Origin of the sequence: Nocardia takedensis NBRC 100417 (genome assembly GCF_000308695.1) — a bacterium.
GTDB lineage: Bacteria > Actinomycetota > Actinomycetes > Mycobacteriales > Mycobacteriaceae > Nocardia > Nocardia takedensis.
The window spans coordinates 144,245-168,856 of sequence record NZ_BAGG01000002.1 but is presented as its reverse complement, the minus strand read 5'-3'; the positions used below and the strand labels follow the sequence as shown (position 1 = coordinate 168,856).

Sequence of the window (24,612 nt, the reverse complement as noted above, 5' to 3'; positions counted from 1 at the left end):
GCCGGGGCGCTCTTGATCCTGTATGGCGAAATTCGGCAATCACTCACGCTAGGTGTGGCGAACGTTCTGCGGCGCTTGATGTCTCGGCGTGGCTGTGACGTAGGCTGTGTGAACCTCCTGCCGAGGGGCGATGGACGTTGGTCCAGACATCGCGCCCAGGGAGGAGGTGGTGGGGATGGCGAAACATCGCCGGAGAAAGAGCAAGGCCCCGGTCGATTACGGCATCGTCTTGACGGTTGCTGCCGTGATCGCCGGGGCGCTCGTTGCGGTCCGCCGAGTGCGGGCTAGGTAATTCCCACCGGTGAGGGCGGCGTTGGCCCGTCGCTCTCACCTTCTCGGCATCACTTGCGTGATGATTTCATCATAGAAGCTTGTGTAGCGTGTAAACAATAGTGTTGCCGCTATCGAAGGTGTGACCTGCATGGATGATGCTATGGCCGACCTGCTGGCTCCCCTGACGGAATCGCGCCGGGCTCACTCGCTGGCTGTGGGGCAACGGATGGAGACGATCGCAGAGCTGCTGCACGACGAGGTTCGGGTGGACGCGGTGACCGCTGCCTACCTGCACGATGTCGGCTACGGACATTCCGTGCTGGGATTTCACCCCATCGACGGGGCCCGCTTGCTGCGCTCGCTCGGCTACTCACCGGTCGTCTGCCATATGGTCGCGTTTCACACGGCGGCTGAGGTAGAGGCTGGCGTACGAGGTCTCGATGTCGGAATTTTCGATGAGTTCCGACTCTCGGGTGTTCCTGGGATCGAACAGGCTGACGACTTCCTGTGGTGGTCTGACCTGTCAACGGGGCCGAACGGCGAGCAATTCACGGTGGATGAGCGGCTGGCGGAAATTCTGAGGCGGTATGAGCCGGGCAGCGTGGTTCACACGGCGATCACACGGGCGGAGCCACGGTTACGTGCGGCGGCTCAGCGGGCGTCGGGATCGATGTAGGGCTCGCTCTCGTTCACAGCCCAATCAATTCGCTTGCGTTGGCTCCGGTCCATCGTCAACTCAGGGATTCGTTCGATCGGCACCCATTCAACACGTGTGCTCTCACTGCTGGTCGTTGGTTGTCCGCCGATTGGCTCGCCGCGATAGACCACGGTGAACTCTTGTCGAACCTCGTCGTTGCTCGTGTAGTGGATGACGTGTGTCGGGTCCGTGAAGATGCCAACTATCCCGGTGACGTGGATGTTCACCCCAGTCTCTTCCAACGTCTCACGGACTGCCGTGTGACTGAGCGATTCGCCAGGGTCGTGCGCGCCTCCCGGCATCGACCAGTTTCCGTTGTCAGACCTGCATATCAACAGAACTTTGCCGTCTTCCAGTACGAAAGCGGCAGCGCTGGGTCGGACACTGTTCGCCGCTGGCGCGTCGGGGTCTTGGTGGTAGTCGATTCGGCGTCCCATGTGGCTAGGCTACGCGGGTCGCCCGGTCTTCCAGACAGCCTCGAACGAGTCCATGTAGTAGGAGAACAGTTGCCCACCGGGCACCTTCTGGAGGTGCTGAACCGGCGACCTCGCCGCATACGCGCCGTAGCTGTGGGTGTTCACCAACATTGAGTCGCCGAAGCGGTAGATGCTGTTGTAGAGGGTTGTGCGATGGGTCCGTATGTCCACCATCGGCAGGTCCATCGTCTCCCGGAGATATTCCAGCGTCGATTCGCAGCGCTGCGGTAGCGACGGCAAGCCTTCCTCGCGCCCGCGGGCTATGACCTCTGGTGCATCACTCTCACCGAGCAGGACTCGAACTTGGACGCCGACCTGCGCTTTGGCGCGGACGATATTTACGAAGTCCAGCGACTCAACCAAGAAGCCCCCTGCGTAGACCAGGACGTCGATGTGGTCGTTGGCCTGCTTCATAAGGGAACGCCAAACCTCATGCGGCACTTCGGGGCGAGTCGGCCATATTTGGACCAGTTCTGACAGCGACGCGGTCGCTGATCTGCTGCCTGCCAGCAGCTCGGGCCAAAGGTAGGTCTCGTCGCGGTCCAAAACTTCGGCGACTTTCAACCGTAAACCGGGGTGCGGGCATCGGTCCTGGGTGATCCACCGTTCGACGGTCTTCGTGCTGACCTCGAGCCTTTCCGCTAGAGCATGTTTCGTGAGGTTCGCGGCGGCCATTGCGCCCCGAAGTCGTTCGTTCGTCATGCTTCCATCTTAGCCCAAAAGTGTCCCTAAGTGTCCTAATTCTTGGGTTATTTCGTCCCTATGTGTCGCGAGAACCTTGATGTGTCGGAAGTTGCGAGGTCCATCGGGCCGCGTAATGCCCACCTAGACAAGGGGTTACAGATGGCTTTGAAGGATGTGTGGTTCCGCCCGGACTTTGCTGAGGCGTTTCCGATGGGTTTGTTGCTGATGGGCGAGATCGCGCCCGCGACGGAGTTCTCCTCGGATCGCAACGCGCCGAAGCGTCAGCGGTTGGACCTGGACGCTGAGGGCAACGGCACCGGTAAGCGGCTGTGGAAGGCGACGGTGGTCGATCCGACCGGGATGGGGTCGAAGAACACCGCGATCGATCTGACGTTCGTGGCCGACGTGCAGCCGGTTCCCTCGGCGGCTCCGGTCTCGCCGGGGATGACGCCGATCGTCCTGGAAGGCTTGCAGGTCAAGCCGCGTGTGACGGGTAACGGTGAGTTCAAGTCGATCGGGTTCGTGGTCCGTGCGACCGGTATCCAGGGCGACAACTCGGGTGCGAAGTCGGCTCCGGCCGGTAAGGCGGCGTGATCATGTCCTACTTCAGCACCAGCGTGTCCGGGCGTGACGGGATCACCGCGAAGTACTGGCCCGCGCGTGAGGGTGAGTACACCTCGCTGCCGGCGGGGGTGGTCGTGGAGTTGACCGACGCGAAGGCGTACATGCTTCTCGATGTCGCCGACGCTCGTTCGCTGCTGGAACAGTTGCCCGCGATCCTGGCCGAGCACGACGCCGCTGAGGCTGTGTCGTCGTCGGATAGGGCGGCGTGATCATGGCGGCGGATCAGCGGTTGTCGGGGGCGGGTATGCGTTGGGCGCGCTGGTCCGCCGCTGTCATCATCGTGGCGGTCGGGGTGGCGGCGTTCCGGCTGTCCTTCAGTACCCTGGCGGATCTGGCCGTGTTGGCGCGGGTCCCGGCGCGTGATGCGTGGCTGTTCCCGTTGATCGTTGACGGAACGATCCTGTTGGCGACGTTCGGTGTCCTGGTCTCGCCGGGCCGGTCGGAGCGTCGGTTCTTCCTGGCGGTGTTGGTGATCGGCGCGGCGGTGAGCGTGGCGGGCAATTCCCTGCACGCGGTCGCCTCGGGTCACCCGCTGCCGGGGTGGGCGGCTGCGATCGTCGCGGCGGTGGCTCCGATATCGCTGCTGGCGGATACGCACGGGTTGGCGCTGCTGTTCCGGGCCTCGCAACGCTCGGTCGGGGAGTCGGTGGTGGTGCCGGTGTCGGTTGCGGGTGAGCCTGTCTCGACCGATCCCGTCCCGGTTCCTCCTGTCGAATCCGTTCCCGCTCCGGTGCTGGTGCGTCGTGCGAAGCCTGCCCGTAAGCCGTCGTCGTCTCGGCGTGATCCGGCGGTGGTGGCTCGCGCTGTCGAACTGCGCGCCGCCGGGAAATCGTTCGCCGAGATCGCTCGGGAACTCGGGGTGTCGGCCGCGACGGCGGCGAAGTACGCCAAGTCCGCTACCCCGAAATCTGCTGTCGCTGAGCCGGTCTCGGCTCCCGAATCCACTCCTGTGCCTGAACCCGCGCCGTTGCGGGTGGCCGCTGCGGTCCCGGTGCCGGTGGTTCCTGTTCGTTCCTCGCGACCGACGCAACCGATGTTGCCGATCGCCATCCCTGCTGGGAGTCACTGACATGTACTCGCTTCCCTCGATGCTGACCGCGATGCCCGACATCCACATCGGGCAGGTCGTCTACCGTCCCCACGCCCTGGCCGAGGACCCGGCTTCGCCGCCGCGAGTCGTCGCCGAACTCGGCGGGCTCGGCTCGGCGCTCTCGCTCACGATCACCGATGCCCGGACCCTGCTCGCCGGGTTGGCCGATGCGGTGGCCGAACACGACCTGCGCGCCGCTGTGAAGGCGGTGGTGTGATGCGTACTCCCGCTCTGGTGACGGCGGTGTGCGCGTCGGTGACCGTGATCGCCGGTGCCGGGGTCCTGGCGACCCCGCCCGCCCGCGAACCGGTCCGCCCCGCCGCGACCGCGACCGAAAACCCGACCCCCGCCCCGGTGGACACCACCGCCCCGACCGCCCCCGTCCCGACCGCCGCGTCTGTCGCGCCGGTGGTGTCGGGGTGCGTGATGTTCTGCCGGGCAACCGAATTCGATGGGAGCGCACGATGAGTATCGCCGAAACCGTCATGCTGGCCAGCGGCCTGGCCACGGGGGCCTCGGGCCTGTGGTGGCTGCGCACGATCGCCTCCGAGGGCGTCTCGCACTCGGCGCAGTCCGCCGAGGTCGCCGAAGCGGTCGAGCTCGCTCCGCTGGATCTGCGGTTGGCGGTGGCGGTGCTGGCCGATCCCCAGCGCCGCGCCCACCTGTTCAAGACGCTGAAACTCGGGTCGCTCGATGTCGGGTTCCCGCCGGTGGAGGACTGGGTGTACACCGCCCACGGCCTGCGCGTTGATCTGCTGATGCTGGCGGGCCATTCGTCGGAGGACTGGGCCAGCGAGACCGTCTGCGACAAGCTCTCCAAGGCCCTCGCGGTGCCGGAGGTGTCGGTGTCGTTCCCGCACCCCGGCGCGGTCCGCCTGGACCTGCGGACCTTCGACACCCTCGCGGCCCCTGTACCGCTCCCACCGGTCGACTCCTCCGTCCCGGTGGATCTCGAGGCGATACCGGTCGGGGTGACCGAAGACCACGACCTGTGGCGGCTGCGGGTCCTCTACGGACACATCCTGCTCGCCGGGGCCACCGGAGCCGGAAAAGGCTCGGTCCTGTGGTCGGTGCTGGCCGGACTCGGACCCGCCATCCTCGCCGGACTCGTCCGGGTGCTGATGGCCGATCCGAAGGGCGGCGCGGAGTTCGGGCGCGGGGAAGACCGGCTCTTCGCCGAGTTCGCCACCGATGTCCCCGACATCCTGACGTTGCTGGCCGAGGCGGAGAAGACCCTGCGGGAACGGTTGGCGCTGATGCGGTCGACCGGTGTCCGCAAGCACGTCCCGACGCCGGACGCGCCGCTGATCGTGATCGTGATTGATGAGGCGGCGGCGCTGTCGGCGTATGCCTCGCGTGAGGAACAGGCCGAGTTCAAACGCGTCATGGGTGTCCTGTTGTCGCAGGGCCGGGCGGCAGCAGTGTCGGTGATCGCGGCGTTGCAGGACCCCTCCAAGGAGACCATGCCGGTCCGGCAGTTGTTCCCGGTCCGCATCGGGCTCCGGTTGGACGAACCCTCACAGGTCGCCATGGTTCACGGCCAAGGCGCTCGGGCGCGCGGTGCCCGCTGCGACAAGATCGACGCTCACACACCAGGTGTCGGTTACGTCGGGCACGACGGCTCGAACGAGTTCGTCCGCGTCCGGGCGTTCTGGGTGTCCGACGACACCGCCGACGCCATCGTCGACACCTACACCCCCACCCCGGTACTCGCCGCGCCCGTCCCCGAAGCCACTCCCGCCCCCGTCGAGGAATCCGAACCGCTTGGCGTCGCGGACGAGTTCGCCGCCGACGGCATCCCCGGTGACGGACAGGGCTCGGTGGCGGCGTGAAGCGGGGATTCGTGGCCGAGATTCACGTGGTCGTCTACTGCGACTGCTGCGGCGACATCTACAGCGAACACGAGGCCGAGGGCATCTGCTTCGACTCCATCCCCCAGGCCGTGAGCTACCTCAACGACCGCTCCGCACAGGTCGGCTGGTTCTACGACGGCGACCGCGTCCTGTGCGACTGCTGCCGCGCCATCGAACGCGACGAACACGACAACGATCCGACCGGAGGAACCGAATAGTGAAGCGCCACAACAACACCCGAACCGCCGATACCGCCTACGTCGACAACGTGATCGACCTCGCCTCCCGTCGTCGCGGACACCTCGAACGGCGCGGTGCCGACCCGCTGGCGGTCGCGGTCGCCCTGGTCGCGGAGACCGGTCACCTGCCGGTCTGGGATCTCGACACCACCGACGACGACGGAGGGTGGGCGGCATGAACACACCGGTCCGCGTCTCCTGGCGACCGAGTCACCTGCCCGACTTCGGACGTGTCACCGTCTCGGCCGATCGGGGCCGTCTCCGCGATACCGGCGAAGTCTTCGCCAGCCACTACACCAGCCCCGACGGCACGGACATGGTCCAGGTGACCGTCCACACGGAACAGGGATTCGCCGCCGTGGTCCACCTGGACATGACACTGGCGGACGCGACCGCCCTCGTCGGTGTGCTGCGGGGCGTGATCTCCGATGCCCTGACCCGGTCCGGGCGCTCCACTGTCCCGACCGCCCCGGTCCGCACGGACCTCGCCGGTTCCGACAGGTGGACGGCATGAGTACCCCGGAACCTACCGCCCCGCGAACGAACCCGATCGTCGCCAAGGCTGCGGCCGGTGTTCGCAAGCGGCGCGGCGCGGTGGCGGGGCCTGTCCCGGCCAAGCTCTACGCCCCGACCGAAGGTCAGATGTCGTTATTCGATGCTCCGAGCGAGGAGGACCGACGATGACCGACACCGTTACTCCCATGTTGCGGTTGCTCTCGCTCGGGGCCGGTGTCCAATCGACCACCCTGGCGTTGATGGCCGTGCGTGGTGAACTCGATGATTTCGGTCGGTTGGATGGGGCGATCTTCGCCGATACCGGGTGGGAACCCCCGGCCGTCTACTCCCAGGTCGAGCGTCTGGAGGCCGAGTTCGGCCAGGTCGGTATCCCCCTGCACCGGGTCGGTAACGGCAACCTGCGCAGAGACTCCCTCGATCCGGATCACCGGTTCGTCTCGATCCCCTACTACACCCTGGCCCCCGAGGGCACGACCATTCGCGAGGAGATCACCGAAACCGACCCCGACGGCTACACCGTGATCGTCGGGCACCGTGAACGCCTGGCCACCCGCCGGGAGCGAGAAGGGCTCGGACGGCGGCAGTGCACATCGGAGTACAAGATCGCCCCCATCAACCGCGCGGTCCGGATGCTGCTCGGCGCGCCCGCACCCCGCTACCTGCGAGTCCCCAAAGGCCGCTACGCCGAACAGTGGATCGGGTTCTCCACCGACGAGATCCAGCGGGTCAACGACCGCCGCGAGAACAAATACACGACCAAACGATTCCCACTGCTCGAACTCGGCATGTCCCGCACCGACTGCGAACGCTACCTACGCCGCACCGGATGGGGCCACACCGTGAAATCGGCGTGCATCGGCTGCCCTCACCACCGCAACCCCTACTGGCGCGACCTGCGCGACAACCACCCCACCGAATGGGCCGACGCGGTCGCCTTCGACCGGTCGATTCGTTCGGGCGGGGCCTCCGCCGAACCGTTGCGCGGCCAGGCGTTCCTGCACCGCTCCTGCCTGCCGCTCGACATCGCGCCCATCGACCGGATCACCCGCACCGAATGGAAAGACCGGCAACTCGACCTGTTCGACTATGCCGCCGACCTCGCCGAAGAAGAAGACGACGAGGGTCCGGGCTGCTCCCCGTACGGCTGCGTTTCGGGGCCTGCCGTCACCGATCATCAGGAGGCCGCGTGAACTCGACCGACGATGCGTCGGTGCCGGTCCGGCAGACTGCGGCCCAGCGTCGTGCCCTGCCGGACTTCCGGTCCGTCGCCCAAGACCTCGCCGACGAGCACACCGTGTGCCGTCGCCCGGTCCCGATGCGCACTGAGGACCCCAAGACCCTGACCGTCTCCTACGTCGGCTCACCCTGCAAATCCACCGTGGCCTCGGTGTGCCCGTCGTGTGCAGCCAAGGCCCGCTATCTGCGGATGACGCAGTGCCGGGAGGGCTGGCACCTCGACCGTGAACCGGTCAACACCCCCGATGCGGCCAGCGACGCGCAGAAGGATCTGCTGCGGGCGCGCTCGGACCTGTACGTCCAGTACCGCGAAGCCACCGAGATCGGGGACATCGAATCGGCCGAGGCCATCCGCGACATCGCCACCAGTCTCGACGCCGAGTTGCGCGAGACCGGCTTCCGGGGACGGCTGCCCGCCTTCGACGCCACCCCCACCGACCGGCGTCAGCGCTCCACCCGTCGACGCCAGGACGCCCCGGACCTGCCCAGGAAGAAGGTCGAGAAGACCACGGTCGGCAGAGAGATCGGCGGGTACCGGTCCTCGATGATGGTCACCCTGACCATGCCCTCCTACGGGCCGATGAACCGTGACGGCGCGACCGACGCCGAGGGGAAGGTCTGTGGCGACGGTTCGCCCCGCGACCCCTCCACCTACGACTACGCCCGCGCCGCCCGCGACATCGTGCACTTCTCCAAGCTGGTCGACCGCTGGATCCAGAACCTGCGCCGCGTGGTCGGCTACGACGTCCAGTACTTCGCCACCGTCGAACCCCAACGCCGGGGCGCGCCACACCTTCACCTGTTGCTGCGCTCGGCCATCAGCCGCGACATCCTTCGGTTGGTGACGGCGGCGACCTACCACCAGGTGTGGTGGCCCCACCACGACCGAGAGGTCTACAGCGGCGACCGGATGCCGGTCTGGGACCACACGGCGGGCGGATTCGTTGACCCCGACTCCGGGGCACTTCTGCCGACCTGGGATCAGGCCCTCGACGTCATGGACTCCGTAGACGACCTCGAACCCGCGTACGTGGTGCGCTTCGGCGAGCACATGGACCCCGGCCACATGAAGGGCTATATCCCCGGCCCCAAAGCCGACCGGGCCATCGGCTACGTCACCAAATACCTCACCAAATCGGTGTCCGAAGTCCTCGACACCGACTCCACCCGCACCGCGATCCACTACGACCGGCTCCACGACGAGTTGTGCCGGACCCCGTGCTCCCCGCGCTGCGGGGTGTGGCTGCGCTACGGCATCACCCCCAAAGGCGCGACCGCGAAGACCGTGGCGGGTCGCTGCAAGTCCAAAGCGCACCGCCGCGACACCCTCGGGCTTCCCGGTCGGCGGGTGCTGGTCTCGCGCCGCTGGTCCAACAAGACCCTGCCCGACCACAAAGCCGATCGCGCCGAGTTCGTCCGGCAACTGCTCCGCGCGGTCGGGATCGTCAAACCGGACCGCTCCCACGTCATCGTGACCCCGGTCGAGAACGGCGACAAGAACGTGCCACCCCGCGACCACCTGATCATGTCCGCGATCGCTCAACGCATCGCTTGGCGCGCCGAATACGACCGCGCCCTCCTCGCCGCCGGACCACCCGGCACCCACGACCTTCCAGCCATCCCACAGGCAGCCTAGAAGGGGGCACATCATGTCGAAACTGCTCAACGAGACCGAGGTCCGCAAGCTGATCCCGATCGGGCACAGCAAGTACTACGAACTCATCGGGTCCGGCGCGCTGCGTTCGGTGAAGATCGGACGCCGCCGATTCGTCACCGAACAGGCCGTGACCGACTACATCGCCGGACTCGACCAAGCTGCCTGATGCCGCGTCAGAGGATGGCCCCTGGTGAGTGGGGCAAGATCACGGTCACTCCCTCGGGCGGCAAGTTCGTGGCGTCGGCGTACGTCCGCGATGAGGACGGCAAGCGTCGGCAGGTCGAACGTGGCGGCTCCAGCGAGGAGGACGCGCGCCGGAACCTGCTGCGTCATCTGAAGCGGCGGACCGCGCCTGTCACCGGGGCTGTGATCACCGAGAAGACGTCGTTGGATGAGCTTTTCGAGTTCTGGTTGTCGACCAAGGATGAGTTGGTCCGGCAGTCGGTCAGGGCCTACCGGGACACATGGGAGCGGCACGGCACCGAGAAACTCGGCTCGCTGAGGGTGCGGGAACTGTCGACCAGTCGCGCCGATCGGTATCTGTCGACGTTGCCTAAGTCGCAGGCTCGCTCGCTGCGAACGATGCTGCTCCAGATGTACTCGCTGGCGGTGCGCCATGAGGTGCTTCCGGTCAATCCGCTCCGGGAGGTCGCCCGCAAGAAGGGCAAGAAGGTTCCGGCGCGGGCGTTGACGGCCGAGCAGTTCACCGCGGTTCGTTCGGCGGTTCGGGCCTACCGGGATCGTCCGGGCGTCAGCGGTCCGAAGCCAGGGCGGTTGCTGTGTGAGTTCGTGGACGTGATCGGTTCGACCGGGTGCCGACCGAATGAGGTTCTGGGGCTGCGGTGGTCGGATGTCGATCTGCTGTCCGATCCGCCGACCATGACGGTCTCGGGGACGCTGGTCGACCACGGCAAGGCCGAGAAGGTGGCTGTGCATCGCCAGGAGAAGCGGAAGGGGGACGCGCCACCTCATACCGTGGTTCTGCCTCGGCTGGCCGTGGAGGCGCTCACGGTGCTGTTCGGTGATGCTGCGGGGCCGGACTCTCCGGTGTTCGGCAATCGGGATGGCGGCTGGGTGAGTCTGGCGAACATGCGGCGTTCGCTGCGCGCGGCGCTGCCCGAGGAGTTGCGCTGGGTGACTCCGTACAGCTTCCGCCGGACGGTCGCCACGGTCGTGCGCGATGCTCTCGGTCCGGCGCAGGCTCAGGCCCAGCTGTCCCATGCGAAGCTCTCGACCACCGAGGACCACTACCTCCAGCGCCAGACTCAGGGGCCGGACGTTCGGGGGACCCTCGACCGGTACGCGGACGGAAAGTAACGGCTCGTTTGTACGGGGAAAGTAAGGAATCCGGGGCCGCTGGCTCGGATACGAAAGTGCCTCCCACCGGGACTTGCTGGTGGGAGGCACTTCGTGGTGCGCCCGAAGGGATTCGAACCCCTAACCTTCTGATCCGTAGTCAGATGCTCTATCCGTTGAGCTACGGGCGCATGGTTATTCAGTTGTCACCCGGCGGACCGGGTGGTGGCGGAGGCGAGAGGATTTGAACCTCCGGTCCCCGTGAAGGGACAACTCATTAGCAGTGAGTCCCATTCGGCCGCTCTGGCACGCCTCCTGGAGCCTTCTGTTCGAGGGCACCGGTTCCTTTCCGAACCGCCGAGCAGAAAGGTTACCTGAGCGTGGTGCGAGATAACAAAACGCCTGGTTGTTCAGCGTAAATTGCTGTCGAACCAGTCGAAGATGCGTGTCTGGGAGTCGATGCCGACGAGGTCTTCCTCGCCGCTGTCGGGGGCGTCGGCGCGGTGGCGCGGACCGGGGTAGCTCACGACCAGACTGGCGACCGAGGCGCGGGCCGCGGCGTCGCGCAGTTTGTCGATGTCGTCGGGCGGGGTGGCGGGATCGTCGGCGCCGAACAGGCCGAGCCACGGGGCTTGCAGATCCGGGGCGACCTGGACGAGCGCCTCGGCGGTCTCGGTGAGCGGTTCGACGATGCCCGCGGCGGCGACGCTGACGGCCGCGCCGACGGGACGGTTGGTGGCGACGAGGAAGGCCGCGGTGCCCGCGTGGTCGAAGCCGAGCACGCCGATGCAGTCGGGGAAGACCCCGTGGTCGACGAGCCAGTCGAAGGCGGCGTCGAAATCGTCGAACAGGTCATCGCCGAAGACTTCGCGCCCGGGGCCCGTCTCGGCGCGGTGGAACAGGTTCGGGGCGATCACGGTCCACCCCTCGGCGGCGAGCGCTTTCATCAGTTCCGACAGCGATCCGGTGAACTCCCGGGATTCGTGCAGCAGGACGATGCCGCCACGCGCGTTGCCCTCCGGTTCGACCACCGTGACGGGCACCCTGGTGTTCGCGGTGGCCTGCTCGGCGCGGTCCTCGCCACCACGTAGCGGGGCAATATCGTCATAGACGCCCGACATGGAACCAGCCTAGGTCGCGGGCTCGGAATTCGCGAGAAATTCCCTGTAGAGCGGCTGATCGCCGCCGATTTTTCCGCCCCGCCGTCGGCTTCGGGACATATTCGCGCTACCGGGGTTCGGGTGCGGCGGGTCTCGGGCCGCGGCCTAGGGTGAGGGGGTGACACCGCACATCCGGCCGGATCTCGCCTCGATCCCGGCGTACACCCCGGGCCGCAGCAACCCCGGCGCGGTCAAGCTGGCCAGCAACGAGACGACGCTGCCGCCGCTGCCCACCGCCGCCAAGGCGATCGGCGAAGCCGCCGAACTCGCGCACCGCTACCCGGACAACCAGTCCGGCGAACTGCGCGCGGCACTGGCGGAATTCCTCGGGGTGACGGTGGCCAACGTGGCCGTCGGCTGCGGCAGCGTGGCGCTGTTGCAGGAACTGGTGCAGATCACCTGCGATTCCCCCACCGACGAGGTCGTCTACGCGTGGCGGTCCTTCGAGGCGTATCCGATCGTCACCCAGGTCGGCAACGCCACCTCGGTGCCGGTGCCGCTGGCCGAGGGCGACGTGCACGACCTGGACGCCCTGGCCGACGCGGTGACCGAACGCACGCGCCTGGTCTTCGTCTGCAATCCGAACAATCCCACCGGCACGGCGGTCGGCCGCGCGGCGCTGGTGGCCTTCCTGGACCGGATCCCGCCGCACGTGCTGGTTGTCCTGGACGAGGCGTACTACGAGTACCTGCGGCTCACCCCCGAGGACCGCCCCGACGGCGTCGAACTCGGCCGCGACCGCCCCAACGTCCTCGTGCTGCGGACGTTCTCCAAGGCGTACGGGCTGGCCGGGCTGCGGGTGGGCTACGCGGTCGGCGACCCCGAGGTGATCACGGCCCTGCTGAAGGTGCACATCCCGTTCAGCGTCAACCGGGTGGCCCAGGCGGCGGCCATCGCCTCGCTCGAGGCCAGAGGCGAACTGCTGGACCGCACGCACGCGCTGGTGGTCGAACGGCACCGTGTGCGCGACGCGCTGCTGGCCGCCGGCTACCGGGTGCCGCCGAGTGAGACCAATTTCGTGTGGCTGCCGCTGGGTGCGCGCAGCGTCGATTTCGGTGAGGCGAGCGCGGCGGCCGGTGTGCTGGTGCGGCCCTACGGTGTCGACGGCGTCCGGGTGACCATCGGAGACCCGCACGAGAACGACCAATTCCTCGCCTTCGCCACCGATCCGGCGGTCGCGGCCCGCTTCGCCTGAGGACCGCTCGACCGAGGTCTGCCCGGGTCCGCGGAATTAGGTCAGTCCGAGCCCACGTGCCACCGTCGGCCACGACAGCCCCAACTCCTCGGCCCAGTACAGCCACGAGTGGGTGCCGGTGCCGCGGAAGTGCGCGGTGACGGGGATGTCGAGTTCGTCCAAGCGGTCGACCAGTCTGCGCGTGCACACTCCCGCGCCCGCTTCGAGCGGACCGCCGAAGGCGATGCTGTTCGGGGTGTCCGGGTTGTCCGGGGTCTCGAATTTGCCGGGCAGGCCGCTGCCGGTGGACACGTACAGGGCCTTGCCGCGCAGCGCGTCGGCGTGTTCGACCACGTCGTGGGCCGCCCATTGCGGGTCGTCCGGTTCGCCGAACATGTTGTCCGGGTCGCCCCGGTAGGTCGCCACGATCGCGCGGGCTTGGGCTTGGCCTGGTTCGGTGCTCATGGAGTAGCACCCGCTGTGCGCGGCGACGGACCTGTACAGGGCGGGCGCCCGCACGGCCAGCATCATCGCCGCCTCCGCGCCCATGGAGACGCCCATGACCGCGTTGCGGCCGTCGCCCCGGAAGCGTTCGTCGAGCAACGGCGGGAGTTCGCGGGTGAGGAAGGTCTCCCACTTGTTGGTGCCGAGCACGGGGTCGTCGGCGCGCCAGTCGGTGTAGAAGCTCGCGGGGCCGCCGACGGTCAGCACGACGTTGACGGCCTTGTCCTCGAAGAACTCGGCGGCCCCGCCGCGGTTGGTCCAGTTGTTGCTGTCCGGTTTGGCGCTGCGCCCGTCGAGCGTGTAGACCGTGGGCCGCGAGGTCGACTGATCGCGCGGGAGCAGAACTTGGACCTCGACGGTGCGGCGCATGGCGGGCGAGTCCACGAAGACGCGCAGCCAACGATCATCGATCGGTTCGACGCGGGCGATCCGGGAGTGCAGCGGGGCGGGGGTGGTGGGCTCGGCGGGCGGTGGCGTGTCCTGCTCGGTCGAAGATCCGGTGGGCGGCACGACCGGGTCGGCGGACGCCGCTGGGAGCGCGCCACCGAGCAGGATCAGCGTGGTCGTCGCGGCGATGCCGAACCGACGTCGCGCGTCCCGTCGGAACAGCTTGCTCGTCATCTCGCCCACGATACTGACGAGTACCGGTGTTCCCCGGGCACTGGAGAACGTTTCGTCATCGACCACAACAGACTGTCGACGATGGTGTCAACCGACACTGTTCGCTCATCCGCCGCAGCACTTCCGTGTAATAACGGGTTGCCTCCCCGTTTCCGACCGCATAAACGGGGCGGTAGGAATTCACCGGCGGATATCCCACGCATCCGCGCCGGTCGAGACCGATGGGCATTCTTCCGTTTCCCGGTTTGCTCCCCTATGCATACCGACCGGTCGATGCCATTTTCTACAGTGTCGAAACCGGTGGAATAACCGCGAATCCGGGCACATGGTCAGCACACCCCGCCTAGTCTGCTGAACGGGCCGTTCCGGCGTCGATGGGGATTCAGATGACCGCACACACCACTGCCGTGCCACCAGGTCACGGCACTGTGCGCGGTCGCGCGAGCACCGGTCGCCCGGACCGGACAGCGCCACCCGCCGAACCGCGGAGACCCGGCGGGCAATTGCCCGGCATCGGCGGGCGCGGACCACCCGCGGCGGCATCGCGTCGATTCCTGAGCGAAGTAGATATCCGCCCGTTCGGCCGCACCACCGATGCCAGCCCGGAGAAGAAAAATTGAACCCTGTGTTACCCGTTCCGCAGCCCGAGAACAGCACCGACACACAGCTTTCCGGAGTCGAACTACGCCGACGCCTGCGCGAGTGCGACGAATTCTTCCGACAGCCCGAATTGGCGCACCTGCCCGACCGTCGCAGGCGCAATGCCCTGGCCCTGCTCGAACAGCACGGCGACTATTCACAGACCAGTGAGGAAATCCTGGTCGGAGCCAAACTCGCCTGGCGCAATCACGCCCGCTGCGTCGGCCGCAAACATTGGCGCTCCCTCAAACTCGTCGACGCCCGCCAGGTCCGCACCGCCCGCGATCTCGCGGAAGTGTGCTGGCAGCATCTCGAACTCGCCACCAATGGCGGCGCGGTGCAGTCCACGATCTCGGTCGGCCCGCCGCGCGCACTCGACGGCGGCGAACACCGCATCATCAGCCCGCAGTTGATCCGCTACGCCGGATATCGCAACGGCGACGGCACCGTCACCGGGGACGCCGCCCACATCGCGATCACCGAATTCGCGATGAAACTCGGATGGCGCGGCGCGCGAACGCCTTTCGACGTGTTGCCCGTGCTGATCAGCACCCCCGACGAGCCGATCCGCTGGTTCGACGTGCCGACCGAACTCAATCGCGAAGTCGACCTGGAACACCCCGATTTCGACTGGTTCGCCGGTCTTGGACTCAAATGGCACGCGGTTCCGGCGGTCTCGAACATGAATCTGGAGATCGGCGGGGTGACCTATCCATTCGCGCCGTTCAACGGGTGGTATGTGGGCACCGAGATCGGCGCGCGCAATCTCGCCGACACCAATCGCTACAACATGCTGCCGCTGATCGCCGACATGATGGAACTGGACACCTCGCACGCCCGCACGCTGTGGCGCGATCAGGCGTTGATCGAATTGAACAAAGCGGTGTTGTTCAGCTATCGCAAGGCCGGCGTGCACATCGTGGACCACCACACGGTGGCCAAGCAGTTCTGCGATCACGTCACGCGCGAGCAGAGCGCGGGACGCACCTGTCCGACCGACTGGTCCTGGGTGAATCCGCCGATCTCCTCCGGTCTGACCCCGACCTTCCACCGCTATTTCGACGCGCCGGATGACGATCTGCGCCCCAATTTCGTCCGGCGGGAAGACCAGTCTTGACAACTTAGCGACCGAAAGGTTTCTATGTTTGAGTGAGCTACGACACAATCATCGAGAACGGGCGGTGGTTCGACGGGACCGGCGCGGCGTCGGCGATCCGCACCCTCGGCCTGCGCGATGGACGTGTCGCGGCCGTCAGCGCCGAACCCCTCGACACCACCGGCTGCCCGCGCGTCATCGACGCGACAGGCCGGTGGGTCATCCCCGGCATGGTCGACATCCACACCCACTACGACATCGAGGTGCTGCGCGCGCCCGCGCTCACCGAATCGGTGCGGCACGGCGTCACCACCGTGCTGCTCGGCTCCTGCTCGCTGTCCACCGTGCACGTCGACCCGGTCGTCGCCGGCGACATCTTCGGCCGGGTCGAAGCGATCCCGCGCCGCCACGTCATAGACGCCATCGCCGAACAGAAGACCTGGACTTGCGCCGCCGAATACGTCGCGGCGCTCGAGGACCTGCCCCTCGGCCCCAATATCGCCGCCTTCCTCGGCCACTCCGACCTGCGCGCCGCCCGACTCGGGCTCGACCGCGCCACCCGCAAGGACGTGCGGCCCGACCCCGCCGAACTCGCCGCCATGGAGACCGCGCTCGTCGACGCGCTCGACGCCGGATTCGTCGGCATGTCCGCCCAGCAACTGCTGTTCGACAAACTCGACGGCGACACCTGCCGCTCGCGCACCCTGCCCTCCACCTACGCCAAAGCGCGAGAACGACGCCGGCTCAACGCGATCCTGCGCGAACGCGGCCGCGTCCTGCAAGCGGGCCCCGACATCACCTCACCGCGCAGCATCATCGCCATGACCACCAGCAGCCTCGGCATCGGCCGCCGCAAACTCAAGACCACCCTGCTCTCGGCCGCCGACATCAAAGCCAACCCGCTGATCGTGCACATCATGGGACCGATCGCGCGCTTCCTCAACCGATTCGGCGGCGACTTCCGCTGGCAACACCTCCCCGTACCGTTCGAGGTCTACGCCGACGGCATCGACCTGGTCATCTTCGAGGAATTCGGGGCGGGCGCGGCGGCACTGCACCTGTCCGACCAGGTCGCGCGGAACGCGCTCATGCAGGACGAGAACTACCGCCGCCGATTCCGCCGCCAATACGACGCGAAATTCGGTATGCGCGTCTGGCATCGGGATTTCTTCGACGCCGAGATCGTCGACTGCCCCGACGAGACCGTCATCGGACAGACCTTCGGACAGGTCGGCATCGCCCGCGGCGGAATCCATCCCGTCGACGCCTTCCTCGACCTCGTGGTCGAACACGGCACCAAACTGCGTTGGCGCACCACCATTTCCAACCACCGGCCGGAATACCTGGAAAAACTCGGCGCGGACCCCGGCGTGCAGATCGGTTTCTCCGACGCGGGCGCGCACCTGCGCAACATGGCCTTCTACAACTTCGGGCTGCGCTTCCTGCGCCGCGTCCGCGACGCCGAACAGGCAGGCCGCCCTTTCCTCACCCTGGAACAGGCCGTGCACCGACTCACCGGCGAACTCGGGCAGTGGTACGACATCGACGCGGGTCACCTGCGCGAAGGCGACCGCGCCGACCTGGTCGTGATCGACCCCGAACACCTCGACGACAGCCTCGACGCCTACGCCGAGAGCCCCGTCCCCGCATTCGATAACCTGCCCCGCATGGTCAATCGCAACGACGCCGCCGTCAGCGCCGTCTTCATCGGCGGCGAACAGGTCTTCGGCGACGGCACACCGACCGAAGTCCTCGGCCGCCGCCGCACCGGACAGTTCCTGCGCGCGGGCGCGAGGTGACCGCACCCACCCGACGCACCCAAGCCGAACGCCGCGAAGCCACCATCGCGAAACTCGTAACCGCCACCATCGAGGCGATCGAGGAAGTCGGCTACCACCGCACCTCCCTCAACGAGATCTGCGCCCGCTCCGGCATTTCCAAAGGCGGGATGTTCCGGCACTTCGACACCCGACTCGACGTGGTGGTCGCCGCCGCCGAAGAAGTCGGCCGCCGCCACATGGCCGCCTTCCGCGACCTCGCCACCACACCACCGGGCCCGGCCGACCTGGTCCGCTACGCCCGCTCGGCCATCCGCCACGAAACCAACGTCGTCTGGTTCGAACTCCTCGTCGCCGCCCGCACCGAACCCGACCTGCGCGAACGTCTCGCGCCCGTCGCCCGCGCCCTCATCGACGACGTCGAGACCGCCGCGATCGAAGCCCTCCCCGACACCGTCCCCCCGGACCTCACCCGCCTGATCACCACCTCACTGCTGCACATGTTCGACGGCGAATCCATCTTCCGCCACACCTACCCCCGCCCCGCCCTCGAAGAACAACGCCTCGACCAGGCCATAGACCTGCTCACCCACCTCACCACGACCTCCCACTCCGCCACCTGAATCCCAGCGAGAAACTTGACCGCCCCCCAGAATTGGTCATACTTATGACTATGAAGCTCGCTGAAGTCAAAGCGACCCTGTCCGAGGTCGTGAGCCGCGTCCACACCCAACACGAGCGCGTCACCATCACCGTGCACGGCGAGCCCGCGGCGGTGCTCATCGCCCCCGAGGACCTCGAAGCACTCGAGGAAACGATCGCGATTCTCACCGACAACGAAACCGTGGCTCGGCTCATCAGCTCCGACGCCGAATTGGCGCGCGGTGAGATCGTGACCGACGACGAGTTGGCCGAAGCCATGGCGAACCGCCGGTGACTCCGTACCGCCTGGAGACCACTCCGACAGTGCGGCGCATGTTGACTACACGCTTACCCGAATCGATCGCGGTCGCGGCCTACGAATTCATGACCGGTCCGCTACTCGACAACCCGTACCGAGTGGGGAAGCGACTGGCGCCACCGCTCGACGACAGATTCTCGGCGAGACGCGGCACCTACCGAATCATCTACCGGGTGGACGACAAGAGAATGGTCGTGACGGTGGTGGACGTCGGACACAGAAGTGATATCTATCGAACCTGAGCCGTGGACAAAGCCACCCGAGGTGCACAGTCTCCGCTGAATTCTGTTCAGCGGGAATCAATTCGGGGCCCTTCGAAGGCAAAGACGGAGACGGAGCGATTTGAACCCCGGCTGTCTCGCGACACACGCTCTCGAATCGAATCTGTCGGTGGCATGGGCGAACTGGCATCGAGCTCATATCGGATCACCGCGACCGCCGCAGTGCATACCATTTTGGTATGCTTAATGCATGTCACAGATCACGATCCGCGTACCGGATGAGGTCTTGGCCTTCATCGACGGCCAAACATCCAACCGCACCGCCTACGTCCTGGAGGCCCTCGAACGAGAGCGCCGCCATCGCCTGGCCGAAGCCGACATCTTGGCATTGGCCCAGGCCAGCGACGAGGCGCACGCCGAGATCGAGGAGATCACGACCGGTACCCGTCAAGCGTTCCCCGATATCGACTGATGCGACCTATCCACAGCGCCCGCTTGGGCAAGGTCAGGCCCGTGTTGGTCCTCACTCGCGAGATCATCCGACCGCATCTGAATCAAGTCACGGTCGCCGCGATCACCTCGACCATCCGCGGCCTGTCCACCGAGGTATCCGTGGGCCGGCGCAACGGCCTGGCGAAGAACTCCGTGGTGAACTGTGACTTGGTGTACACGATTCCGGTCGCCGATCTGGGAGCGCAGATCGGATGGTTCCACCCTGAACAGGAACAAGATCTGAGCGAGGCTCTGCGACTCGCGTTCGATCTGAAATAGACCTCGACAGAAGGGCGGAGACGGAGGGATTTGAACCCCCGGTCGCTCTCGCGACGCTCGCTTTCAAGGCGAGTGCATTCGGCCGCTCTGCCACGTCTCCCGGCGGGTCGAAGGTGGGTGACCCGTCCGGGGACTCTACCTTGCGGGGTGGGGGCTGCCCAATGTGTGGGTCAGGGGCGGGGGTCGGTGAGGGCGGTGTCTATGCGGGTGAAGATGTCGGCGACCAGTTCGAGTTGCGCCGGGGTCAGCAGGTCGATGAAGCCTTTGCGGACGGCTTCGACGTGGCCGGGGGCGGCGGCCTCGAGACGGCGGTAGCCCTCGTCGGTGAGTTCGGCGACGACGCCGCGACCGTCTTCGAGGCAGGTGCTGCGGCTGACCAGGCCGTCGGCTTCCAAGCGGCGGATCTGGTGGGTGAGGCGGCTGCGAGAGGACAGGACGCCGTCGGCGAGTTCGCTCATGCGCAGCGAACGCTCGGGGGCCTCCGACAGCAGGACGAGGATGCGGTATTCGGCGAGGCTGAGTTCCGAATCGCGCTGCAATTGCCGGTTGAGCTCGGTCGCCAGACGCTGGTGACCGTCCATGTAGGCCCGCCACGCCCGCTGCTGTGCCGGGTCGAGCCAGCGCGGCTCGACGCGGACGCTTCCGTTCGTTTCGGGGTGCACTCGGCCATTGTAGGCCCCTCTGAGCTGGGGAAATCGTTATCGGGACGCGACGGGATCGGCGCGCGGTCACGATCGGTGAACGGTTCTGTCCAGCTGTGGGCACCCGCCCGTCGAGTAGCCTGGCCGACGACCGGTCGCGCCGTCACGGAGAGGACATCCCAGTGCACGCAATCGAAATGGACGAGGCAGGCGGCCCGGAGGTCCTGCGGTGGCGGGAGACCGCGGAGCCGGCGCCCGGTCCGGGCGATGTGCTGATCGATGTGGTGGCGGCGGGAGTGAACCGGGCGGATCTGCTGCAACGGCAGGGTTTCTACGATCCGCCGCCGGGGGCGACGCGGATCATGGGTCTGGAGTGCGCCGGGATCGTGGCCGAGGTCGGCGCGGAGGTGTCCGGTTTCTCGAAGGGTGACCGGGTGTGCGCGCTGCTGTCGGGCGGCGGCTACGCCGAACGGGTCGCGGCGCCGGCCGAGCAGGTGCTTCCGGCGCCCGACGGGCTGGATCTCGCGGCGGCCGCGGCGCTGCCCGAGGTGGCGGCGACGGTCTGGTCGAATCTGGTGATGACGGCGGGCCTGCGCGCGGGTCAGTTGGTGCTGCTGCACGGCGGCGGCAGCGGGATCGGCACGCACGCCATCCAGGTCGCGCGGCGACTCGGCGCGACGGTCGCGGTCACCGCGGGGTCGGACGAGAAGCTGCGCCGCTGCGCCGAATTGGGCGCGACGGTGCTGATCAACTATCGCGAACAGGATTTCGTGGAGGTGGTGCGCGAGCGCGGCGGCGCGGACGTCATCCTCGACAACATGGGCGCGGCCTACCTGGGCCGCAATGTGGCGGCGCTGGCCCCGCACGGTCACCTGGTGGTGATCGGGATGCAGGGCGGGGTGCGCGGCGAACTGGATCTCGGTGTGCTGCTGCGCAAGTGGGGCAGCGTGCACGCGACGAACCTGCGCGGGCGACCGACCGACGGCCCGGACGGCAAGGGCGCGATCGTCGCGCAGGTGCGCGAGCACGTGTGGCCGCTGGTGGCCGACGGGACGGTCGCGCCGATCGTGCACGCCGAGGTGCCGATCGCGCAGGCGGCCGAGGCGCACCGGTTGTTGGATTCCTCCGAGGCGTTCGGCAAGGTCGTGCTGCGCGTGCGGGACTGAGCGGATTACTCCAGCGCGCCGAGGGCGCGGCCGAGTTGGTCGATCTCGAACCGGGTGGTGTACGGGGCCAGACCGACCGTCACCGCGCCGCCCTCGTCGTTGACGCCGAGCGCGTCGAGCAGTCTGCTGCCGCCGTGCACGCCGCTGACGGTGCCGATCCTGGCGTCGGCCAGTTTCGCGGCGACCTTCTCCGCCTGCATGCCCGCGAGGGTGAAACTCACGGTGGGGATGCGGGTGGAGGCGCGGCCGATCACCGTCAGGTTGGGGATCTTGTCCAGGGTGTCCATCAGATGCTCGAACAGTTGATCGTGGTAGTCCTGCAACGAGGTGATGGAGATCTCGAGCCGCTCGCGGCGGGTGCCGGTGGCGCGTTCGTCGAGGCCGGCGAGGAAATCGATCGAGGTGGTGAGCCCGGCCAGCAGCGCGTACTGGTGACCGCCGACCTCGAGGCGTTCGGCCCCCTTGGCGTAGGGGTTCAGCGACATCGACGGGATGCGGTCGAGGAAGGCGGGATCGCGGAAGACCAGCGCGCCGATCTGCGGGCCGCCCCACGCGGGCGCGCTCAGGGCGACCACGTCGGCGTTGAGTTCGTCGATGTCGATCAGCGCGTAGGGGGCGGCGCCGAACGCGTCGGCCACGAGCAGCCCGCCGACTTCGTGCACCCGGTCGGCGGCGACCCGCACCGCGGGGGCCGAGCCGACGATCGGTGACGCGGCGGTGAGCGCGACCAGGCGGGCGGTGGGTCCGATCAGCTCCTCGAACTGCCAGGAGGGCATCTCGCAGGTCTCGATCTCGACCTCGGCCCAGCGCACGTGCGCGCCGTAGCGGTTGGCGATCCGCAACCAGGGAGCGACATTGGCTTCGTCGTCCAGCCGGGACAGCACGATGCCGGTGCCGAGCCCGAGCCGGGAGCTCAGCGATTCGGCCAGCCAGGCCAGCAGCACCGCCCGGTCGGGGCCGAGGACCACGCCCGCCGGATCGCCGCCGACCAGATCCGCGACGGCTTCGCGGGCCGCGTCCAGGACCGCGGCGCTGCGCACGGCGGCGCCGTGCCGACCGATGTGGGAGAACGAGGAGGTGCGGAAACCCGTTGACACCGCGCGCGATACCGCGTCGGGGACCAGCATGCCCGCCTGGGGGTCCAGATGGATCCACCCGTCGCCCAGGGACGGTATCAGGCCCCGAACCCTCGCGACGTCGTAAGTCATGCTGGCCACTCTAAGGGCAGTGGCCGGGGCGGCGTAACCGTGTTCCCTCCGACCGCCGGATGCGCGCGCGACAGCTCCCGGGGGCGCGACCGGGGACGCGGGCAACGGGGACTCTGCATGGCGACCGACTTTCGAGCGAATCCGAACCACACGACGACCCGAACAGTTTAGGACGCCGCGACCGCGCGCAGACACCGACCGGCGACCGCCCGGTTCGGCGCGCGGGCCGCGGAGAGGACATGATGGAAGCCATGACGCACTCGGACGAGGCACCCGATTCCATCGTCGTCGTCGGCCCGGACGGACAGCCGCTGGTCATCCCCGCCGACGCGGGCACCCCGCTGACCGGTCAGGTGCTCGGTGAGCGCGGCGAGAAATCCGACGACGCCGAGGGCGGCGCGGGCGAATCGCTGGCGGACATGGTCGAGCAGCCCGCCAAGGTCATGCGGATCGGCACCATGATCAAGCAGTTGCTAGAGGAGGTGCGCGCGGCTCCCCTCGACGACGCCAGTCGCACGCGGTTGCGCGAGATCCACAAATCCTCGGTGCGCGAACTCGAACAGGGCCTGGCCCCGGAGTTGCGCGACGAACTCGAACGGCTGACCCTGCCGTTCACCGAGGACGGCGTGCCCAGCGACGCCGAACTGCGCATCGCCCAAGCGCAGCTGGTCGGCTGGCTGGAGGGGCTGTTCCACGGCATCCAGACCGCGTTGTTCGCCCAGCAGATGGCCGCGCGCGCCCAGCTCGAGCAGATGCGGCAGGGCGCGCTGCCACCGGGGATCCACGCCGTCGACCCACGCGGCGGGCGCGCCGACCACGTCACCGGCGGTTCGGGCCAGTACCTGTAGGAAACCGGGCCTTCGGCGTGCCGTGTCGGCGGGTCGCGGAGTTGGCGGTAGCCCTGTGCACCGGCGACGCCGTGCGGGAATAAGGGCGGGTAGTGTCGGGGACCGTGCCCTCCGCTGCCGCTCGCCCCGACTCCGATGTGAGTCCGGCGCGTCCTGAAGAAAGCCCGGTGCGTTCGGAAGACAGCTCAGTGCGTTCGGATGAGAGCTCAGTGCATTCAGACCAGAGCCCGGTGCCCGCGGAATCGCGCTCACTATCCTCGGAGGAATCCGCCACGGTGAGCGATCCGGCCGAATCCGGGAAAGACGAAACGACGACCACGGTCGGTCCCGGCGTCCCCGACGGGCCGATCGTGTCCGACTCGCAGACCTTCCGTCGCGCGTTCAAGGATTTCCGCGACGGATTCTCCCAGCGCGAACTGTGGCTGTCGCTGGGCTGGCAGGACATCAAACAGCGCTATCGCCGCTCGGTGCTCGGCCCGTTCTGGATCACCATCGCCACCGGTCTGCAAGCCGCCGCGATGGGCATTCTCTACGCGACGCTGCTCGATCAGCCGCTGCGCGAATATCTGCCCTATGTGACGGTCGGCCTGATCGTGTGGAACGTGATCCAGGCCAGCATTCTCGAGGGTTCGGACGTGTTCATCGCCAACGAGGGGTTGATCAAACAACTCCCGTCCGCGCTGAGCGTGCACATCTACCGGATGGTGTGGCGGCAGTTCCTGTTCTTCGCCCACAACATGGTCATCTATCTGGCGCTGCTCGTCGCGTTCAGCGTGTGGGAGAACCTGAGCTGGTCGAGTCTGCTCGCGATTCCCGCCATGCTCCTGTTGTTCCTGAACGCGATGTGGGTCTCGATCGTGTTCGGCATCTTCGCCACCCGCTACCGCGACATCGCCCCGATCCTGAGCAGCACCACGCTGATGCTGTTCGTGCTCACCCCGGTCATGTGGACGACCAAGACGCTGCAATCGCAGGTCGGCGCGGGTGACCGGGCCCGACTGGTGGAGATCATCCCCACCTTCCACTACCTCGAGATCGTGCGCGCGCCGTTGCTGGGCGAACCGCAGGCGCTGCGGCACTGGGTCGTGGTCGGCGCCATCACCGTCATCGGCTGGATCGTCGCGGTGCTGGCGATGAAACAGTTCCGTTCCCGCGTCCCGTACTGGGTCTGAGGAGGCTCCCG

32 protein-coding genes and 3 tRNA genes are annotated in these 24,612 nt (G+C 67.3%); 26 read left to right on the top strand and 9 right to left on the bottom strand.

All coding sequences use genetic code 11. The annotated features are described in order from the left end of the window. Window positions 1-433 precede the first annotated feature (433 nt). Complete coding sequence (locus tag ON30_RS00945) at window positions 434-949, top strand: HD domain-containing protein (protein WP_157183567.1); 516 nt, start codon at window positions 434-436, stop codon at window positions 947-949. Here ON30_RS00945 and ON30_RS37035 read toward each other — a convergent pair. Then, window positions 925-1,407, bottom strand: a complete 483-nt coding sequence (locus tag ON30_RS37035; protein ID WP_040703347.1) for an NUDIX hydrolase — start codon at window positions 1,405-1,407, stop codon at window positions 925-927. The genes ON30_RS00945 and ON30_RS37035 overlap by 25 nt on opposite strands. Before the next feature lie 9 nt (window positions 1,408-1,416). Continuing rightward, complete coding sequence (locus tag ON30_RS38665) at window positions 1,417-2,148, bottom strand: helix-turn-helix domain-containing protein (RefSeq protein WP_040703346.1); 732 nt, start codon at window positions 2,146-2,148, stop codon at window positions 1,417-1,419. A gap of 42 nt (window positions 2,149-2,190) precedes the next feature. Here ON30_RS38665 and ON30_RS00930 point away from each other — a divergent pair, with 42 nt between their 5' ends. Genes ON30_RS00930 through ON30_RS00875 form a run of 14 tightly spaced genes read left to right on the top strand, consistent with a single transcriptional unit; the run spans window position 2,191 to window position 10,662 of the window. Then, window positions 2,191-2,724: a hypothetical protein gene (locus tag ON30_RS00930; RefSeq protein WP_245553889.1), complete on the top strand. Its 534-nt coding sequence runs from the start codon at window positions 2,191-2,193 to the stop codon at window positions 2,722-2,724. Between the two features lie 2 nt (window positions 2,725-2,726). Next, window positions 2,727-2,963 carry a hypothetical protein gene (locus ON30_RS00925; protein WP_157183566.1) on the top strand — a complete coding sequence of 79 codons (237 nt, stop codon included), beginning with the start codon at window positions 2,727-2,729 and terminating at the stop codon, window positions 2,961-2,963. A 2-nt stretch (window positions 2,964-2,965) separates the two neighbouring features. Beyond that, window positions 2,966-3,823 (top strand): DUF2637 domain-containing protein, encoded by an 858-nt coding sequence (locus tag ON30_RS35790; protein WP_051028794.1) that lies wholly within the window; start codon window positions 2,966-2,968, stop codon window positions 3,821-3,823. 1 nt (window position 3,824) lies between these two features. Further along, the gene (locus ON30_RS00915; protein ID WP_040703342.1) at window positions 3,825-4,061 is read left to right on the top strand and encodes a hypothetical protein; all 237 of its coding nucleotides are present in this window, start codon (window positions 3,825-3,827) and stop codon (window positions 4,059-4,061) included. Next, window positions 4,061-4,312 carry a hypothetical protein gene (locus ON30_RS00910; RefSeq protein ID WP_157183565.1) on the top strand — a complete coding sequence of 84 codons (252 nt, stop codon included), beginning with the start codon at window positions 4,061-4,063 and terminating at the stop codon, window positions 4,310-4,312. The genes ON30_RS00915 and ON30_RS00910 overlap by 1 nt, the downstream gene beginning before the upstream one ends. Next, entirely contained in the window at window positions 4,309-5,676 is a 1,368-nt protein-coding gene (locus tag ON30_RS00905; RefSeq protein ID WP_051028793.1) for an FtsK/SpoIIIE domain-containing protein, read from the top strand. The genes ON30_RS00910 and ON30_RS00905 overlap by 4 nt, the downstream gene beginning before the upstream one ends. Continuing rightward, a complete protein-coding gene (locus ON30_RS00900) occupies window positions 5,673-5,915 on the top strand; it encodes a hypothetical protein (protein ID WP_040703339.1) in 243 nt (80 codons plus the stop codon). Before ON30_RS00905 ends, ON30_RS00900 begins: the two co-directional genes overlap by 4 nt. After that, on the top strand, window positions 5,915-6,115 hold the full coding sequence (locus ON30_RS00895) for a hypothetical protein (protein ID WP_040703338.1): 201 nt from the start codon (window positions 5,915-5,917) through the stop codon (window positions 6,113-6,115). Before ON30_RS00900 ends, ON30_RS00895 begins: the two co-directional genes overlap by 1 nt. Continuing rightward, on the top strand, window positions 6,112-6,450 hold the full coding sequence (locus ON30_RS00890) for a hypothetical protein (RefSeq protein ID WP_157183564.1): 339 nt from the start codon (window positions 6,112-6,114) through the stop codon (window positions 6,448-6,450). Before ON30_RS00895 ends, ON30_RS00890 begins: the two co-directional genes overlap by 4 nt. After that, window positions 6,447-6,620: a hypothetical protein gene (locus tag ON30_RS38660; RefSeq protein WP_157183563.1), complete on the top strand. Its 174-nt coding sequence runs from the start codon at window positions 6,447-6,449 to the stop codon at window positions 6,618-6,620. Before ON30_RS00890 ends, ON30_RS38660 begins: the two co-directional genes overlap by 4 nt. Next, complete coding sequence (locus tag ON30_RS00885) at window positions 6,617-7,642, top strand: hypothetical protein (RefSeq protein ID WP_040703336.1); 1,026 nt, start codon at window positions 6,617-6,619, stop codon at window positions 7,640-7,642. Before ON30_RS38660 ends, ON30_RS00885 begins: the two co-directional genes overlap by 4 nt. Further along, entirely contained in the window at window positions 7,639-9,324 is a 1,686-nt protein-coding gene (locus tag ON30_RS00880) for a replication initiator (RefSeq protein ID WP_040703335.1), read from the top strand. Before ON30_RS00885 ends, ON30_RS00880 begins: the two co-directional genes overlap by 4 nt. Window positions 9,325-9,337: 13 nt before the next feature. Then, complete coding sequence (locus ON30_RS39985) at window positions 9,338-9,511, top strand: helix-turn-helix domain-containing protein (RefSeq protein ID WP_169334862.1); 174 nt, start codon at window positions 9,338-9,340, stop codon at window positions 9,509-9,511. Beyond that, window positions 9,511-10,662, top strand: coding sequence for a site-specific integrase (locus ON30_RS00875; RefSeq protein ID WP_040703333.1), 1,152 nt, complete (start codon window positions 9,511-9,513; stop codon window positions 10,660-10,662). Before ON30_RS39985 ends, ON30_RS00875 begins: the two co-directional genes overlap by 1 nt. 94 nt (window positions 10,663-10,756) lie before the next feature. Here ON30_RS00875 and ON30_RS00870 read toward each other — a convergent pair. The 3 genes from ON30_RS00870 to ON30_RS00860 all read right to left on the bottom strand — a co-directional run bounded on the left by ON30_RS00870 (window position 10,757) and on the right by ON30_RS00860 (window position 11,762). Then, window positions 10,757-10,832, bottom strand: a tRNA-Arg gene (locus ON30_RS00870). Window positions 10,833-10,867: 35 nt separating this feature from the next. Then, window positions 10,868-10,957 (bottom strand) — tRNA-Ser (locus ON30_RS00865). Window positions 10,958-11,051: 94 nt separating this feature from the next. Beyond that, window positions 11,052-11,762 carry a dienelactone hydrolase family protein gene (locus ON30_RS00860; protein WP_040703331.1) on the bottom strand — a complete coding sequence of 237 codons (711 nt, stop codon included), beginning with the start codon at window positions 11,760-11,762 and terminating at the stop codon, window positions 11,052-11,054. 157 nt (window positions 11,763-11,919) lie between these two features. Here ON30_RS00860 and hisC point away from each other — a divergent pair, with 157 nt between their 5' ends. Then, window positions 11,920-12,996: a histidinol-phosphate transaminase gene (gene hisC / locus ON30_RS00855; protein ID WP_040703330.1), complete on the top strand. Its 1,077-nt coding sequence runs from the start codon at window positions 11,920-11,922 to the stop codon at window positions 12,994-12,996. A gap of 36 nt (window positions 12,997-13,032) precedes the next feature. Here hisC and ON30_RS00850 read toward each other — a convergent pair whose 3' ends face one another. Continuing rightward, window positions 13,033-14,100, bottom strand: a complete 1,068-nt coding sequence (locus tag ON30_RS00850; RefSeq protein ID WP_040703466.1) for an alpha/beta hydrolase — start codon at window positions 14,098-14,100, stop codon at window positions 13,033-13,035. Window positions 14,101-14,794: 694 nt separating this feature from the next. Between ON30_RS00850 and ON30_RS00845 the strand changes: the two genes are divergently transcribed. The 7 genes from ON30_RS00845 (at window position 14,795) to ON30_RS00815 (ending at window position 19,566) form a co-directional block, all read left to right on the top strand. Continuing rightward, window positions 14,795-15,856: a nitric oxide synthase oxygenase gene (locus ON30_RS00845; RefSeq protein ID WP_040703465.1), complete on the top strand. Its 1,062-nt coding sequence runs from the start codon at window positions 14,795-14,797 to the stop codon at window positions 15,854-15,856. Between the two features lie 32 nt (window positions 15,857-15,888). Beyond that, a complete protein-coding gene (locus tag ON30_RS00840) occupies window positions 15,889-17,634 on the top strand; it encodes an N-acyl-D-amino-acid deacylase family protein (RefSeq protein WP_040703327.1) in 1,746 nt (581 codons plus the stop codon). Continuing rightward, the gene (locus tag ON30_RS00835; RefSeq protein WP_040703325.1) at window positions 17,631-18,236 is read left to right on the top strand and encodes a TetR/AcrR family transcriptional regulator; all 606 of its coding nucleotides are present in this window, start codon (window positions 17,631-17,633) and stop codon (window positions 18,234-18,236) included. The genes ON30_RS00840 and ON30_RS00835 overlap by 4 nt, the downstream gene beginning before the upstream one ends. Before the next feature lie 50 nt (window positions 18,237-18,286). Then, window positions 18,287-18,550 carry a type II toxin-antitoxin system Phd/YefM family antitoxin gene (locus ON30_RS00830; RefSeq protein WP_245553888.1) on the top strand — a complete coding sequence of 88 codons (264 nt, stop codon included), beginning with the start codon at window positions 18,287-18,289 and terminating at the stop codon, window positions 18,548-18,550. A gap of 38 nt (window positions 18,551-18,588) precedes the next feature. Beyond that, complete coding sequence (locus ON30_RS00825) at window positions 18,589-18,816, top strand: type II toxin-antitoxin system RelE family toxin (RefSeq protein WP_051028791.1); 228 nt, start codon at window positions 18,589-18,591, stop codon at window positions 18,814-18,816. A 229-nt stretch (window positions 18,817-19,045) separates the two neighbouring features. Beyond that, a complete protein-coding gene (locus tag ON30_RS41645) occupies window positions 19,046-19,267 on the top strand; it encodes a DUF8778 family protein (RefSeq protein ID WP_040703321.1) in 222 nt (73 codons plus the stop codon). Further along, window positions 19,267-19,566 carry a type II toxin-antitoxin system PemK/MazF family toxin gene (locus tag ON30_RS00815; protein ID WP_040703320.1) on the top strand — a complete coding sequence of 100 codons (300 nt, stop codon included), beginning with the start codon at window positions 19,267-19,269 and terminating at the stop codon, window positions 19,564-19,566. The genes ON30_RS41645 and ON30_RS00815 overlap by 1 nt, the downstream gene beginning before the upstream one ends. Window positions 19,567-19,581: 15 nt before the next feature. Here ON30_RS00815 and ON30_RS00810 read toward each other — a convergent pair. Continuing rightward, a tRNA-Ser gene (locus tag ON30_RS00810) sits at window positions 19,582-19,666 on the bottom strand. 70 nt (window positions 19,667-19,736) lie between these two features. Then, window positions 19,737-20,147 carry a MarR family winged helix-turn-helix transcriptional regulator gene (locus ON30_RS00805; RefSeq protein ID WP_083911072.1) on the bottom strand — a complete coding sequence of 137 codons (411 nt, stop codon included), beginning with the start codon at window positions 20,145-20,147 and terminating at the stop codon, window positions 19,737-19,739. 257 nt (window positions 20,148-20,404) lie between these two features. Here ON30_RS00805 and ON30_RS00800 point away from each other — a divergent pair, with 257 nt between their 5' ends. Then, window positions 20,405-21,373, top strand: a complete 969-nt coding sequence (locus ON30_RS00800) for an NAD(P)H-quinone oxidoreductase (protein WP_373282466.1) — start codon at window positions 20,405-20,407, stop codon at window positions 21,371-21,373. 5 nt (window positions 21,374-21,378) lie between these two features. Here ON30_RS00800 and ON30_RS00795 read toward each other — a convergent pair whose 3' ends face one another. After that, window positions 21,379-22,581, bottom strand: a complete 1,203-nt coding sequence (locus ON30_RS00795) for a cysteine desulfurase-like protein (protein WP_040703316.1) — start codon at window positions 22,579-22,581, stop codon at window positions 21,379-21,381. Window positions 22,582-22,832: 251 nt separating this feature from the next. Here ON30_RS00795 and ON30_RS00790 point away from each other — a divergent pair, with 251 nt between their 5' ends. Both ON30_RS00790 and wzm read left to right on the top strand, forming a co-directional pair. Further along, window positions 22,833-23,429, top strand: a complete 597-nt coding sequence (locus ON30_RS00790; RefSeq protein ID WP_085999248.1) for a bacterial proteasome activator family protein — start codon at window positions 22,833-22,835, stop codon at window positions 23,427-23,429. A 347-nt stretch (window positions 23,430-23,776) separates the two neighbouring features. After that, a complete protein-coding gene (gene wzm, locus ON30_RS00785; RefSeq protein WP_040703463.1) occupies window positions 23,777-24,601 on the top strand; it encodes a galactan export ABC transporter permease subunit Wzm/RfbD in 825 nt (274 codons plus the stop codon). The last annotated feature ends 11 nt before the right edge of the window (window positions 24,602-24,612 follow it).

What these genes read in the sequence shown, in the direction of transcription:
- ON30_RS00945 (WP_157183567.1), top strand. Translation starts at nt 434, where the DNA reads ATGGCCGACCTGCTGGCTCCCCTGACGGAATCGCGCCGGGCTCACTCG.
- ON30_RS37035 (WP_040703347.1), bottom strand. Translation starts at nt 1,407, where the DNA reads ATGGGACGCCGAATCGACTACCACCAAGACCCCGACGCGCCAGCGGCG.
- ON30_RS38665 (WP_040703346.1), bottom strand. Translation starts at nt 2,148, where the DNA reads ATGACGAACGAACGACTTCGGGGCGCAATGGCCGCCGCGAACCTCACG.
- ON30_RS00925 (WP_157183566.1), top strand. Translation starts at nt 2,727, where the DNA reads ATGTCCTACTTCAGCACCAGCGTGTCCGGGCGTGACGGGATCACCGCG.
- ON30_RS35790 (WP_051028794.1), top strand. Translation starts at nt 2,966, where the DNA reads ATGGCGGCGGATCAGCGGTTGTCGGGGGCGGGTATGCGTTGGGCGCGC.
- ON30_RS00915 (WP_040703342.1), top strand. Translation starts at nt 3,825, where the DNA reads ATGTACTCGCTTCCCTCGATGCTGACCGCGATGCCCGACATCCACATC.
- ON30_RS00910 (WP_157183565.1), top strand. Translation starts at nt 4,061, where the DNA reads ATGCGTACTCCCGCTCTGGTGACGGCGGTGTGCGCGTCGGTGACCGTG.
- ON30_RS00905 (WP_051028793.1), top strand. Translation starts at nt 4,309, where the DNA reads ATGAGTATCGCCGAAACCGTCATGCTGGCCAGCGGCCTGGCCACGGGG.
- ON30_RS00890 (WP_157183564.1), top strand. Translation starts at nt 6,112, where the DNA reads ATGAACACACCGGTCCGCGTCTCCTGGCGACCGAGTCACCTGCCCGAC.
- ON30_RS38660 (WP_157183563.1), top strand. Translation starts at nt 6,447, where the DNA reads ATGAGTACCCCGGAACCTACCGCCCCGCGAACGAACCCGATCGTCGCC.
- ON30_RS00885 (WP_040703336.1), top strand. Translation starts at nt 6,617, where the DNA reads ATGACCGACACCGTTACTCCCATGTTGCGGTTGCTCTCGCTCGGGGCC.
- ON30_RS39985 (WP_169334862.1), top strand. Translation starts at nt 9,338, where the DNA reads ATGTCGAAACTGCTCAACGAGACCGAGGTCCGCAAGCTGATCCCGATC.
- ON30_RS00875 (WP_040703333.1), top strand. Translation starts at nt 9,511, where the DNA reads ATGCCGCGTCAGAGGATGGCCCCTGGTGAGTGGGGCAAGATCACGGTC.
- ON30_RS00860 (WP_040703331.1), bottom strand. Translation starts at nt 11,762, where the DNA reads ATGTCGGGCGTCTATGACGATATTGCCCCGCTACGTGGTGGCGAGGAC.
- ON30_RS00850 (WP_040703466.1), bottom strand. Translation starts at nt 14,100, where the DNA reads ATGACGAGCAAGCTGTTCCGACGGGACGCGCGACGTCGGTTCGGCATC.
- ON30_RS00830 (WP_245553888.1), top strand. Translation starts at nt 18,287, where the DNA reads ATGAAGCTCGCTGAAGTCAAAGCGACCCTGTCCGAGGTCGTGAGCCGC.
- ON30_RS00825 (WP_051028791.1), top strand. Translation starts at nt 18,589, where the DNA reads ATGTTGACTACACGCTTACCCGAATCGATCGCGGTCGCGGCCTACGAA.
- ON30_RS41645 (WP_040703321.1), top strand. Translation starts at nt 19,046, where the DNA reads ATGTCACAGATCACGATCCGCGTACCGGATGAGGTCTTGGCCTTCATC.
- ON30_RS00815 (WP_040703320.1), top strand. Translation starts at nt 19,267, where the DNA reads ATGCGACCTATCCACAGCGCCCGCTTGGGCAAGGTCAGGCCCGTGTTG.
- ON30_RS00805 (WP_083911072.1), bottom strand. Translation starts at nt 20,147, where the DNA reads ATGGACGGTCACCAGCGTCTGGCGACCGAGCTCAACCGGCAATTGCAG.
- ON30_RS00800 (WP_373282466.1), top strand. Translation starts at nt 20,405, where the DNA reads ATGGACGAGGCAGGCGGCCCGGAGGTCCTGCGGTGGCGGGAGACCGCG.
- ON30_RS00795 (WP_040703316.1), bottom strand. Translation starts at nt 22,581, where the DNA reads ATGACTTACGACGTCGCGAGGGTTCGGGGCCTGATACCGTCCCTGGGC.
- ON30_RS00790 (WP_085999248.1), top strand. Translation starts at nt 22,833, where the DNA reads ATGACGCACTCGGACGAGGCACCCGATTCCATCGTCGTCGTCGGCCCG.